Below are 13,011 nucleotides of genomic sequence, written 5' to 3'. Positions count from 1 at the left end.
ACGGTGTCGGTGGACCTGATCGCCTCAACGCAGTGCGCGGAGAAGCTACCCCTTCTGAGGGGGTCGGCTGAGCTTGCGGAGAGTTTTGACCGATAAGAGCTGCCGGTCACCGAACCACCCGCCCGCCGCCTGCACCCACGAACCTTCTGCGTTCCTGGCAGTGGCCTTGGCCACGGTTTCCCGGCCCGCGCCCGCACGGCACGGATTCCGCCACTTCCTGCCCAAGAAGAGGGAGACAACGCGGTGGCCGGTGCCTGGGGAAGGCCCCGCGACGGGGGCCCGGGCGGTCGTGGCCCTTCATGCCCGGGGGCGGCGTCCAGCTACCGGGCTGCGTCCTCGGGCAGGACGAGGTCCAGTGCCCCGACGTTCTCGGTGCGCTGCCAGGCACGCTCACCCCCAGGTTGGGCAAGGACCGCCGCGGATCCGTGGAAGACGGATCAGGGCTTGCCTTGAAGTGCGCTCCAATTCGTAGCCTCCGGGGCATGACGACCACTCAGCAGAAAATCGGATCAGGATTCGGGGCGCGGACCACCGCGGAGGAGGTACTGCGCGGGATCGATCTCTCGGGGAAGCTGGCCCTGGTCACCGGCGGGTACTCGGGTCTGGGCCTGGAGACGACGCGTGCGCTGGCCGGTGCCGGTGCCCGGGTCGTCGTTCCCGCCCGGCGGCCGGACGTCGCCCGAAAGGCCCTGGCAGGCATCGGGGGCGTGGAGGTGGACGAGCTGGACCTCGCCGATCTGGAGAGCGTGCGCGGCTTCGCCGAGCGCTTCCTGGCCACCGGCCGTGACCTGGACCTGGTCATCAACAACGCCGGCATCATGGCCTGCCCGGAGACGCGGGTCGGACCGGGGTGGGAGGCGCAGTTCGCGGTCAATCACCTGGGCCACTTCGCCCTGGTGAACCGGCTCTGGCCGGCGATCGCGCGGGGCGGGGCGCGCGTCGTGGCGGTGTCCTCCACCGGGCATCACCACTCGGCGATCCGCTGGGACGACGTGCACTTCGAGGAGAACTACGACAAGTGGCTGGCCTACGGGCAGGCCAAGACGGCCAACATCCTGTTCGCCGTCCAGCTCGACGCTCTCGGGCGGGAGGCCGGAGTGCGCGCGTTCTCCGTGCATCCCGGAGGCATCAAGACGCCCCTCGTGCGCCACCTGACGACCGAGGAGATGGTCGACGCGGGCTGGATCGATGAGGCGGGCAACGTGGTGAACCCGGACTTCAAGAGCCCGCAGGAGGGCGCGTCGACCCAGGTGTGGGCGGCGACCTCCCCGCAGCTGGCGGGCGGGGGCGGCGTTTACTGCGAGGACTGCGAGATAGCCGAGTTCGCCACGGACGAGGACCAGTGGGTCCGGGTGCGGAAGTACGCCACCGACCCCGGGGAGGCGGCACGGCTGTGGACGCTCTCCGCCGAGCTCACCGGCGTCGACGCGTTCGCCGAGCCCGCCGGGCAATGACGCGGCAGGACGCCCGGCAGTGACGCGGCGGGCCGCCCGGAAGGGGGCGCCGGGCGGCCCGGGAAGCGGGCTCCGGTGCTCGCCGGAAGAAGACGCCACTTCACAGAGGGTGGCCGGGGCCCGCCGGTGAGGCGGCCCCGCCGGGCGAGCCGGGGCTTCCCGGGGACGGGGCGGGTGCGGCCGGAAGGGTGAGGGCTACGATCGGGGGGACCGAGCGGGTCGGCGGGCGACGGAGGGACCGGTGGGTATGGCGGCTGGCAACGGCGGGGACCACAGGCCGAGACTTGAACTGGACCAGTTGCTGGACGAGTTGCAGGTACGGATCGACGCCGCCCGCGGCACCCGGGACCGGGTGCACAGCCTGCTGGAAGCGGTGCTGTCGGTCGGCCAGGAGCTGGACCTGTCGCAGGTGCTGAAGCGGATCGTGGAAGCCGCGGTGGCGCTCGTGGACGCCGAGTACGGCGCCCTGGGCGTGATCGGCGACGACAACGGCCTCTCCCAGTTCATCACGGTGGGTATCTCCGACGAGCAGAGCGCCACCATCGGGTCGCTGCCGACCGGCCACGGCCTGCTGGGTGAGCTGATCCGGCGCCCGCAGGCGCTGCGCCTGGCCAAGATTTCGGAGCATCCGGCGTCCTCGGGCGTGCCGGTGAACCACCCGCCGATGGAGTCGTTCCTGGGTGTGCCCATCCGGGTGCGCGACGAGGTGTTCGGCAACATCTACCTGACCGAGAAGCGTGGCGGTCAGGAGTTCGACGGCGAGGACGAGAGCGTGCTGTCCACCCTCGCGGTGGCGGCCGGCGTGGCGATCGAGAACGCCCGGCTCTACGAGGAGACCCGCCTGCGGCAGCACTGGCTGGAGGCGAACGCGGAGATCACCAGCAGCCTGCTGTCCGGGGCCGACGAGCTACGGGTTCTGGAGCAGATCGTCGAGCACCCCCAGCGCATCCTGGCCGCGGACCTGGCGGTCCTGGCGCTGCCCGCAGAGGGGTCGGACAACCTGCAGGTGGTGCTCGCCACCGGCACGGACGCGGAGCTGCACCGAGGGCTGGTGCTGACCCGGGAGGGCTCGTTCGCCGGCGCCGCCGCCGCCGCCGGTGAACCCCTGACCAGCACGAACATCGCGAACGACCCGCGGGTCGCCGACGGACCGCCGCGCTGGGCGGGCATGGGGCCGGCGGTCGCGGTGCCGATGGGAACCAGCGACGGGGTCCGCGGCGTGCTGCTCCTGGCCCGCGCGGAAGGCGCGCCCTTCACCGAGCTGGAGACGGCAGCCCTGTTGGCCTTCGCCGGTCAGGCCGCGCTCGCCCTGGAGGTCGCCGAGCGGCGGCGCGCCGCTGAGCAGATGGCGTTGCTGGAGGACCGGGACCGCATTGCCCGTGACCTGCACGACCTGGCCATCCAGCGGCTGTTCGCCACGGGCATGACGCTGCAGAGCACAGTGCGCTTCGTCCAGCATCCGCAGGCGAGCGAGCGCCTGGTGCGGGCCGTGGACGACCTCGACGAGACCATCAAGATCATCCGGTCGACGATCTTCGGGCTGCGCGCCCATGACGCCGGTCCGGCCACCCAGGGACTGCGGGTCCGTACCTTCAAGGCCATCGAGCAGGCCATGCGCTCGCTCGGTTTCACCCCCGTCCTGCGGATGGAAGGGCTCATCGACACGGATGTGCCGGCCACGGTCGCGGACCACGTCGTCGCGGTTCTGGGCGAGGCCCTGTCGAACACCGCCCGGCACGCCCAGGCACGTACGGCCGAGGTCGCACTCGTGGTCGCGTCGGGCACCCTCACCCTGACCGTCACCGACGACGGGGTGGGCATCCCGGAGGGCGGCCGGCGCAGCGGGCTGCGCAACCTGGAGGAACGGGCGGAGAAGCTCGGCGGCAGTCTGACGATCGAGCGGCCGTCGGCGGGCGGCACCAGGCTGGTGTGGAAGGTGCAGCTGAGCGCCGCCTGATCAGCCGCGGTTCCGGGCCGCCCGCAGCTCCCGCACCTCTTGCTTCGCGGCGAACTCGGTGTGCGCGGTGCCGTCCGTCAGCACGTCCCCGGCCGAGCGGCGCGGGGTGGCGGGCCCCACCGGTCCGTACCCGAGCCGGATCAGGGTGTGCACGTGCCGCGAGGTCTCGCCGGAGCCCGCCAGAGCGGGCCGGAGGTCGGTCCACTCGGTGGCCTGGAAGAGCAATGAGGCCCGCACCGAGTGTGCGGTGGCCGCCAGCAGGACGTGTTCCAGTGCCTGCCCGGCCCGCAGCCAGTCGGCGCGGGTGTCGTGGCCGGTGGCGAGCACGGCGATGACCGGGTCGCTCTCGAACACGGCCAGCTGGTCCCGGCCCGCGGCCCGCAGGCCGGTGAAGTCGCGGGTGGGAAGACGGCCACTGGCGTCCCGGGGGCCGAGAGCCGCCCGGGGGATGCCGTCGGTTCCGTTGTCCCGGACCCAGGCCTGGTGCTCCGCGCGCTTACCCGGGTCGTGCGAGTTGCGCTGCTCCGCCGCGGCGGTCAGTTGCAGCAGCCTGGTGCGTTCGGCGTGGCCGGGCAGGGTCAGCCGGGCGCCCTCCGCGTGCGCCGCCTCGGTCAGCTCGGCCCGCACCTGGGGCGGCAGGGGCTGCGGGGAGAACGGGAACCGGCTGCTGTGACGCTGCCACAGCACGTCATAGAGGTCCTGGTACTTCCGGACGCCTCCTCCCGAGGTGCCCCCCAGCCGGACCGAGGCCAGGACCTGCGGGTCGTCCGGGCGGGGCAGCAGCCGGACGACCGGCTCCCAGCCGAAGTGAGCGACGGCCACGCGCAGGTTGAACACGGCGGCTCCCACGGAGATGTGCAGCGCCCGCGCCATCGGGTCGGTGTGCCGCAGGCCGCGGTCGGTGGCCGCGTGGATCTCCAGGGTGGCGGTCTCCGGGTCCAGCCGGCAGCGCCACGGCTGGGTGTTGTGGATGGAGGGTGCTGCCAGCGCTGCGGACAGGAGCTTCTCCAGTACAGCCGCGTCGATGAGTGTGCGTCGCATGTGGTGCTCCTCCCGGCCGCGGACCTGTACCCACAGCCTGCGGCTCGGGCGGGGACGCGGGGAGGGGCCGTTGGTCCCGGCGGCCTGGCCCGGGTGGGCCAGAGCCTGCCGGGTGGCTCCCGTCCGGGGTCAGCGGCTGCGGCTCTCCGGGGCGGCGGCGGGCGGGGTCGCCTGGGTGGCCAGAACAGCGGCCTGGATCCGGCGCTCCACCCCGAGCTTGGCGAGCAGCCGGGAGATGTTGTTCTTCACCGTCTTCTCGGAGAGGAAGAGCTGCTTGCCGATCTGGCGGTTGGTCATTCCCTCGCCGATGAGCACGAGGATCTCGCGCTCCCGCGGTGACAGGCCGGCCAGCGCTTCGTCCTGCGGCTCGGCCGGGGCGTCCTCACCCCGCAGGCTGCTCATCAGCCGGGCGGTGGTGGACGGGTCGAGCATCGACTGCCCGGAGGCGACGGTGCGCACGGCGGCAACCAGGTCGGAGCCCTTGATCTGCTTCAGCACGTACCCGGACGCCCCGGCCATGATCGCGTCCAGCAGCGCGTCGTCGTCGTCGAAGGAGGTGAGCATCAGGCAGGCCAGCTCGGGCATCCGGGACCGGAGCTCACGGCAGACGGTGATCCCGTCCCCGTCCGGCAGCCGCACGTCCAGGACGGCGACGTCCGGGCGCAGCGCGGGGCCGCGGACGAGCGCCTGTTCGATGGTCCCCGCCTCGCCGACAACGTCGATGTCGGGCTCCGCGTCCAGCAGATCGTGCACTCCGCGCCGGACCACCTCGTGGTCGTCGAGCAGGAACACCCGGATCGGTGCCTGCGGTGCGCTGTCCCGTGCCTCGGTCATGTTCGTCCTTCGCCTGTGGTCGCCCGGCCGTCCTTGTGATCCTGAATCGTAGGCGGGCGCGGCGCCAGGGCCGAACGGTACCGGGTTCGGCGACTCGGTGGCGGGAGACCGTCGGCGTACCGGGGTTCCGGCAGCCGTGTGCGGAGGCGGCCGGTGGGCTGTGGGGGCTACCGGGCGGAGGCCCCGCTGCCGTAGGGCCCGTACAGGTCCAGCAGCCGGGTGCGTGCCGACTGGAGCCGGTGCGCGACGATCTCGGCGACGCGGCGGGCGACGGCCCGCCCGAGGACCGGGTCGGTGTCGCAGAGCTCGCGTACCACCCGGGCGTCGAACTCCACGGCCCGGACGGGGCTCAGCGCCTCGGCTCCCAGGTGCCAGGAGAACGGCGGGAAGAGCCAGGACCATCCCAGGAGGTCACCGGGGCCCAGGGTCTCCACGGCGGCGGCACGGCGGCCGGGCACGTGCAGGTCCAGGGTGACCGAGCCGGTCCGGATGATCCAGAAGCGGTCGGCGCGGTGCCCCTCCTCGAAGATGCGGGTGCCCGCGGGGAAGGAAACGTCGCGGGCGGTCGCCATCAGCCGCTCGCGCCCCTCCGGCGGCAGCTCGCCCAGCAGACTGGTCGTGGTCGTGATCATGACGGTCCTCCGTTCCCGGGCGGCGCTCCCGCGGTCAGCGGCCGGCGCCCCGGTGGATGGATGGATGCAACTGGTCCGTGACCGGCTGTCCTGTACAGGGTGCGGTGCCGGCCGGTGGCCCGCGAGGGGCCGAGCGGCCCGCGAGGGCCGCCGGCCGTCCCGCGTGGTTCAGAGATGACGCAGCCAGCCCTGGGAGCCACCGATGGGCATCGGGGGCATCTCCGGGCGCAGGTGCGAGTCGTCGAGGCGGTGGGTGAGCTGGTTCACCACCGACACCACACCGTCCACCTGGGACGTCATCCGGGCGGCGATGGGGACCTCGCTGCTGCGCTCCAGTACGCCGGCCAGGGTGACGACGCCGTCGTCCACGGTCACCTTGACCGTGTTCGGGGCCAGCCACAGGGAGCGGATCAGCACCTCGTCGACCACCTCGTCGTGGATGTCCTCGTCCGGCCTGAGGAAGACCTGGAGCAGGTCGCGGCGGGTGACGATGCCGACCAGGCGGTCCTCCTCGTCCACCACGGGCAGCCGCTCGACGCCCTCCTTCGCCATCGTGCGGGCGCCGAAGGCGATGGACTCCTCGGCGCGCACGGTGATCGCCGGACTGGTCATGAGCTCCCCGGCGGTGGTGGCGGAGGCCCGGGCGGCCGACTTGCGGGCCCCGGGGAGCATCGGGGGGAGCCGGGAGGCGCCGAGCGCCGCCAGCTCCGCGCGGTCGGCCTGGCGCAGCACCAGGTCGGTCTGGGAGATGACGCCGAGGACCTTCTCGTCGTCGTCGATGACCGGAAGTCCGCTGATGCGGTGGGTGGTGAGCAGCTTGGCGATCTCTTTGAACGGGGTTTCCTGGGTGACGCTGACGACCTCGCTGGTCATGGCGTGCCCGATCTTCTGGTGCTTCATGGTGTGCTCCTCGCGGGTGCGGTGGTGGTCGGGGGGCGGGCCGGCGGGGTCAGCGCAGTCGGCGCAGGTAGGGGTCGTGGGCGGTGCGTGGCAGGATCCGGATCCGGACGTCGAGCGCGGTGACGCCGTCGGCCCGGGCGACCACCGGGTTGAGGTCGGCTTCGGCGAGTTGCGGCAGGTCGCAGGCCATCGCGGACAGCCGCAGCAGCAGCTGTTCCAGTCCGGGCAGGTCGACGGGCGGTCCGCCGCGGTGGCCGAAGAGCAGTGGTGCGCAGCGCGGTGCTCCGATCAGGTCGTCGACGTCCCGGTCGGTGAGCGGGGCGAGGCGGGCCGCGTGGTCGGCCAGCAGTTCGGTGGCGGTGCCGCCGAGGCCGAACAGGACCAGTGGGCCGAACACCTCGTCCTGGACGACGCCGGCGACCAGCTCGGTGCCCCGGCGTGCCATCGGCTGGACGAGTACGCCGGTCATCTCCGCGCCGAGCCGGGTGGTGAGGTCACGGTGGGCGGCACGTACCCGGTCCTCGCCGTCCAGGTCCAGCAGGACGGCGCCCCGGTCGGTCTTGTGCAGCAGCCTGGGGCCGTGGGCCTTGAGGGCGACCCGGCCGTCCGGGCCGGCGAGACGTGCGGCCGCGTCGACGGCGGCCTGCTCGCTGCGCGCCCAGGCGGCGGGCTGTTGCCGGATGCCGTAGTGGCCGAGCAGGTCCGTGCAGGCCATCGGGTCCAGCCAGCCTCCTTCCGGGTGGTCGGTGAGGAAGGTGTCGACCAGGGCGCGGGCGCCCTCGGGGTCGGTTCCGGTCAGTCGGGGCACGGTGCCGGCCGGCCGGGCCAGCCACGTGGTCCGGGCCGCCGCGTGGGCCAGGGCCCGGGCTGCGGACTGCGGGTCGGCGTAGGCGGGCAGCGGCCCGCCGGAGGTGGTGGGCAGCAGGCGGACCTGCTCGGCCTGGTCGAGGAGGACCGCGGCGACCGGGTGCGGGCGTCCGTCCGGGCCGGCGTGGGTGAGTGCGCGGAGCGGGTCGTCGCCGGTCGCCGCGGCGAGCGCGGTGGGTGCCAGGGCCACCAGGACGGCGTCCACAGAGCGGTGTCCGGCCAGCCGGTCCAGGCAGGCGCGAAGGGCTGGTCCGGAGACCGCGGCGGTGGTGTCGATGGGGTTGCCGGCGCTGGCGCCGGCCGGGAGCAGGCCGAGGAGTTCGGTGATCAGCTCGCCGGGAAGTTCGGGGACGGCCAGGCCGGCCTCGGCGCACGCGTCGGCGGCGAGGACGCCCGCGCCGCCCGCGTTCGACAGCACAGCCACCCTGGATCCGGCGGGCAGCGGCTGGCTGTGCAGCAGCGCGGCGGTGTCCAGCAGTTCACCGATCGTGCGGGTGGCGATGATGCCGGCCTGCGTGAACAGCGCCTGCCGGGTCATCGTCGGTGTCGCGGCGGCCGCGGTGTGCGAGGCGGCGGCACGGCGGCCGGCGTCGGAGCGTCCGGCGTCGACGGTGAGGACCGGCATTTTGCGGGCCACCCGGCGGGCGGTGCGGGAGAAGGCGCGTGGGTTGCCGAAGGACTCCAGGTGCAGCAGCGCCAGGTCGGTCCGGTCGTCGCTCTCCCACCACTGGAGCAGGTCGTTGCCGCTGACGTCGTACTTGTCGCCGAGCGAGACGAAGCTCGACACTCCGATGCCGAGCCGGGAGAGGCCGCCCAGCAGGGCGATGCCGACTCCGCCGGACTGCACGGCCACCCCGGCGGTACCCGCCAGCGGCCGGTGCGCGGCGAATGTGGCGTCCAGTTGCACGGTGTCCTCGGTGTTCGCGATGCCCAGGCAGTTCGGGCCGACCAGCCGCATGCCGTACCGGCGGCACAGGGCCAGCAGGGCCGCGGCCTGGACGGCGTCGAGCCCGGAGCTGAGAACGACCAGGGCGCGGACGCCGCTGCGCCCGCACTGCTCCGCGGTCTCCGGCACGGCCCGGGCGGGGATGGCCAGGACGGCCAGCTCGGGCGGGTGCGGGAGGTCGAGCACGGAGGGGTGGCAGGGGGTGCCCTCGACGGTGCGCGCGTGCGGGTTGACGGCGAGCAGGCTGCCGGGGAAGCCGGCGCGGCGCAGGTTCTTCAGCACGGCCCGGCCCACCGAGCCGGGGGAGCGGCCGGCACCGACGACGACCAGCGAACGGGGGCGCAGCAGTGGCTGGAGACTGGCGGCGTCGGCGGTCCGGCCCCGCTCGTCGACCGCGGAGCGGTACTGCTCGTCGGGCTCCAGCACTATCCGGCAGCGGACTTCTCCGCCGTCGTAGCGGGGGGAGGACTCCAGGCCGAGGTCGGCGAAGACGTTGAGCATGGCGTGGTTGTCGGCGAGAGCGTCGGCCGTGAAGACCTTGATGCCCTCGTTTCGGGCGGCGTGCACCAGGTGCTCCAGCAACAGGGTGCCCGCGCCGCAGTGGTGGAGGTCGTCGGCGACGGCCAGGGCGACCTCGGCCGAGGCGGGCGCGGGGCCGTGCTCGTATTCGGCGAGGCCGATGATCCGGCCCTCGTGACAGGCGAGCAGGGCCAGGTGCCCGGGGCGGGCGCTGTCGCAGGCCCGGTCGGCGGCCCGGCGGCCCAGGCTGCTGCCCACGCCGAAGAACCGCCGGCGCAGGTTCTCCGCCGACATTTCCTCGTAGAAGCGGAGGACGTTCTCCCGGTCCTCGGGGCGGGCGGGCCGGATTTCCACGGTCCTGCCGTCGGTCAGCAGCGCGTGTGCGGCCGGCGCTCGCTGTGCGGTGTCCGTCATCGCGGTCCCTTTTCCTTCGTGCCTGTCCTGCGGCTTCGGTTCCAGAGTCCGACGAAGCGGGGCCGGATCCCAAGGGCTGGCCGGGACCGAGGGGAGGGCCGACCGGCCCGACCCCGGGGGCCGTATTGAACGGGCCCGGGAACGGGGTCCGTTCGGCCCCCTGCCTGGCCTACCGCCCTCCGGCGCACCGGGCCGGACCAGCGGGACATTGACGACGCAAGAACGAGGGCGGCGCCGGCGCAGCCGCAGCGACACGCGAAGGCCCCCCACGCGAGCACGCGGGACAAGACGGCGAACCGGCGGCCGGGCCGGACAGTCACGGCCGCTGACGCATCGAGGTCAGGGGTCCGGTGGATCAGAGCCGGTCGGCGAGCGCGGCAAGCGCCTCCGTGCCCACCAGATCCCCCGGCAGCAGCGGCACGTCGAGCAACGGTACGTCCGGGACCTGCCTGCGCAGCCGGACGAGGTGCGCGTCCTCCTGACCACGGCGCCGGGCAAGCAGCTCACCGGCGTCCGACGGGGAACGGCGGTTGGCGACGAGGGCGGTCACGTCGACGCCGAGGCCGGTGAGCTTCTCGTACACCTCCATGGTCTCCGCGATCGGCAGCAGCTCGGCGGTCAGCACGATGACGAACCCCGTCCGGGCCGGGTCCGTCACCACTTCGCGCAACCGGGAGAAGCGGTCGCGCCGACGCAGCAGGATCCGGCGCAGCTCGGCGTCGCGGTCGGTCTCTCCGCCGCCGCCGAGGCCGCGCATCGCTGCGCCGAACCGCTCGGACCGGTCACGGTTGGTGAGCAGGGTGTCCGTCCAGGAGGTGAGCTGCCCGGGCAGCGCGAGCAGCCGCAGCGTGTGGCCGGACGGGGCGGTGTCGAAGACGACCAGGTCGTACGCTTCCGTCCCGAGCTCCACTGCTTCGGCGATCCGCTCCAGCACCGCCGACTCGTGGGTGCCGGGCGCCTGCCGGGCCAGCTGCAGGTGCTGGTCGGCCGGTGCGTGCATCCGCTCGGGGAGCAGCCGACGCATCGTCGCGGCGACCGCGGACAGGTGCTGCTCGACCGTGCGCTCCGGGTCGATCTCCAGCCCGTCGACGTAACCCGCCGTCCCGGCCCCTGCCCGGGGGGTCATGTCCCCGGGGGCGGCGAGGCGCACGGGCTCGTCGCCCACCGGGCGGTCCCAGAGGTGGCCGAGGTTGTGGGCGGGATCGGTGGAAACCAGCAGCACGCGGGCGCCCGCCGCGGCGCGGCCGAGGGCGAGCGCCGCGGCGATGGACGTCTTGCCGACCCCGCCTTTGCCACCGACGAAGACGACCCTGCGCGTGGCGATGAGGTCTAGCAGCATCCGACATGCTCCAGTGGCGAGCGGTCCATACCCATCCGGCGGTGCCAGGCGTGGAAGTCCTCGTAGAGGGCGGGCATCAGCTCGGCGGTGTAGTACGCCGCCGGGTCGGGCACACCCAGTGCCTCCGCGAGGACGACCATCCGGAAGAGGTCGTCCTCTTCGCGCCGGGCGCGGGCGAAGGTACGCCGGTAGGGACCAGCGTAGAACTCCTCCAGCCCGGCCCGGAACGCGTGCCAGCGGGATGTCACTCCTTCAGCTCGGCTTTCTCCTCCGTCACGTCGGCGTCGGAGACCTCCGGCGGCTCCTGGGCCGCCCGCCGCATCGCGATGACCGCCTCGACGGCGACCCAGACCGCGGCGACGATGATGACCACGTCGATGACCAGCAGCAGCCAGTCCCGGGCGTCGTAGAGGTTGCCGAGCTGCACGATCGCGGCCCAGAACGCCATCGTGAACACGATCACGAGCGGCACCAGTGCAGGCGCCGGGTTGCGCCGCTTGCGGATCAGTATGACCGCGACGATGGACAGGGTCAGGGAGGCCAGCAGTTGGTTGCTGGTGCCGAACAGCGGCCAGATACGGAGGCCGCCGGCGCCATCGGCGCCCTGGCTGAAGGTGAGTGCCATACCGGCGGCGACCGCGATGAGGGTGCCGACGCCGGTGTTGATCCGCACTCGTGCGACGTCCCCGGCCTCCTGGACGACGAAGCGCAGGAGGCGTACGCCGGTGTCCATGGTGGTGGCGGCGAACAGAATCGCCATGGTGGCCAGGACCGTCGAGCTCAGCGAGGCCGACAGGCCCAGGCCGCCGTTGATGAGCGCACCGCCGCCTTCGACGAACGCCCCGACGCCGCCCTCGCCGAAGGCACTGTAGACGGCTTCCCAGTCGGCCAGGGTGCGGTAGCCCGCGGTGACGGCGATGATCGCGCCGAGCGCGAGCATGCCCTCGCCGATCGCGCCGAAGTAGCCGACGAAGCGGGCGTCGGTCTCCTTGTCCAGCTGCTTCGAGGTGGTGCCCGAGGAGACCATGCCGTGGAAGCCGGAGATCGCGCCGCACGCGATGGTGACGAAGAGCAGCGGCACGAGGTCCGGGGTGCCCGCGGGCACGGCGTTGTTGATGGCCGGGGCGACGATCGTCGGGGCGCTCAGCAGCACCGACAGGAACAGGATGCCGAGTCCGACGAAGAGCTGGACGCCGTTGATGTAGTCACGCGGCTGGAGCAGTACCCACACGGGCAGCATGGAGGCTATGCCGGCGTAGGCGAAGAGGGCGACGATCCAGAAGGTCGCCGGGGACATGCCGAGGATCGGGTCGGGCAGCTCCACCGGGACGGCGTTCCCGAGGAGAATCAGGCCGTAGAGCGCCGCGACGCCGAGCACGGTGACCAGGCCGAGCCCGATCCGGTAGCGGTAGACCGCCTGGCCGACCAGGAGCGCCACCAGGACGGCGCCCCAGGCGGGGATCACCGCTGAGGGGGTGGAGATCAGCAGGTTCTTGATGACCACCGCGAAGGCCGCGATCACCATCAGGAGCAGCAGGAAGATCACGACGAGGAACAGGTTCGCGCCCCGGCGGCCGATGTAGCGGTCGGAGAGCGAGCCCATCGAGCGGCCCTTGTTGCGTGCCGAGGCCCACAGGGCACCGAGGTCGTGCATGCCTGCGAAGAAGACCGTGCCGATGGTGACCCACAGGAACGCGGGCAGCCAGCCCCAGATCACCGCGACGGCGGGGCCGACGATCGGTGCTGCGCCCGCGACCGAGGTGAAGTGGTGACCCCACAGCACGAACTTGTTGGTCGGGACGTAGTCCACGCCGTCCCGCAGCTCGTGCGCGGGCGTCTTGAAGGCCGCGTCAAGTTTGTATACCCGGTTGCCCAGGAACTTCGAGTAGAGAACGTATCCGCCCGCGAACGTCGCAAGGCCGATCAAGAGCAGCGGAAGCGCATTCATACGACATGCTTTCTGGGTTCAGGGTGCTGGGTTGTGAGAGGTGGAGCCGCCGTCCGGCAGGGGGGAGGGAACTGGCAGGCGGACAGGCAACGGGGACGGTGGGTGGGCCTCCTTGACGGGGTGTGGCCCTCCTCGGCAGAGGGAGGCCGACGGCCGGTGC

Annotated in this window: 10 protein-coding genes; 2 read left to right on the top strand and 8 right to left on the bottom strand. The window is 72.8% G+C overall.

The genetic code is table 11. From position 1 onward, the window contains the following. Nucleotides 1-482 precede the first annotated feature (482 nt). A complete protein-coding gene (locus tag PJ985_RS06985; RefSeq protein WP_271682699.1) occupies nucleotides 483-1,454 on the top strand; it encodes an SDR family NAD(P)-dependent oxidoreductase in 972 nt (323 codons plus the stop codon). A 247-nt stretch (nucleotides 1,455-1,701) separates the two neighbouring features. Continuing rightward, nucleotides 1,702-3,411: a sensor histidine kinase gene (locus tag PJ985_RS06980; RefSeq protein WP_271682698.1), complete on the top strand. Its 1,710-nt coding sequence runs from the start codon at nucleotides 1,702-1,704 to the stop codon at nucleotides 3,409-3,411. On the opposite strand, the gene PJ985_RS06975 is transcribed toward PJ985_RS06980, so the two are convergent. The 8 genes from PJ985_RS06975 to PJ985_RS06940 all read right to left on the bottom strand — a co-directional run bounded on the left by PJ985_RS06975 (nucleotide 3,412) and on the right by PJ985_RS06940 (nucleotide 12,851). Then, nucleotides 3,412-4,452, bottom strand: coding sequence for an Acg family FMN-binding oxidoreductase (locus PJ985_RS06975; protein ID WP_271682697.1), 1,041 nt, complete (start codon nucleotides 4,450-4,452; stop codon nucleotides 3,412-3,414). Between the two features lie 129 nt (nucleotides 4,453-4,581). Further along, nucleotides 4,582-5,286, bottom strand: a complete 705-nt coding sequence (locus PJ985_RS06970; RefSeq protein WP_271682696.1) for a response regulator — start codon at nucleotides 5,284-5,286, stop codon at nucleotides 4,582-4,584. Between the two features lie 167 nt (nucleotides 5,287-5,453). Continuing rightward, entirely contained in the window at nucleotides 5,454-5,918 is a 465-nt protein-coding gene (locus PJ985_RS06965; RefSeq protein WP_271682695.1) for a Crp/Fnr family transcriptional regulator, read from the bottom strand. 168 nt (nucleotides 5,919-6,086) lie between these two features. After that, nucleotides 6,087-6,818, bottom strand: a complete 732-nt coding sequence (locus PJ985_RS06960; protein WP_271682694.1) for a CBS domain-containing protein — start codon at nucleotides 6,816-6,818, stop codon at nucleotides 6,087-6,089. Between the two features lie 49 nt (nucleotides 6,819-6,867). Further along, on the bottom strand, nucleotides 6,868-9,564 hold the full coding sequence (locus PJ985_RS06955) for a bifunctional acetate--CoA ligase family protein/GNAT family N-acetyltransferase (RefSeq protein WP_271682693.1): 2,697 nt from the start codon (nucleotides 9,562-9,564) through the stop codon (nucleotides 6,868-6,870). A 355-nt stretch (nucleotides 9,565-9,919) separates the two neighbouring features. After that, complete coding sequence (locus PJ985_RS06950; RefSeq protein WP_271682692.1) at nucleotides 9,920-10,903, bottom strand: ArsA family ATPase; 984 nt, start codon at nucleotides 10,901-10,903, stop codon at nucleotides 9,920-9,922. Then, entirely contained in the window at nucleotides 10,894-11,151 is a 258-nt protein-coding gene (locus PJ985_RS06945; RefSeq protein WP_271682691.1) for a cory-CC-star protein, read from the bottom strand. The genes PJ985_RS06950 and PJ985_RS06945 overlap by 10 nt, the downstream gene beginning before the upstream one ends. Further along, complete coding sequence (locus PJ985_RS06940) at nucleotides 11,148-12,851, bottom strand: carbon starvation CstA family protein (protein WP_271682690.1); 1,704 nt, start codon at nucleotides 12,849-12,851, stop codon at nucleotides 11,148-11,150. Before PJ985_RS06940 ends, PJ985_RS06945 begins: the two co-directional genes overlap by 4 nt. Nucleotides 12,852-13,011: the final 160 nt, after the last annotated feature.

The sequence above is a fragment of the Streptomyces sp. ACA25 genome, from assembly GCF_028200735.1.
In the GTDB taxonomy this organism is placed as follows: domain Bacteria; phylum Actinomycetota; class Actinomycetes; order Streptomycetales; family Streptomycetaceae; genus Streptomyces.
This window is presented reverse-complemented; position numbering and strand designations above follow the sequence as displayed.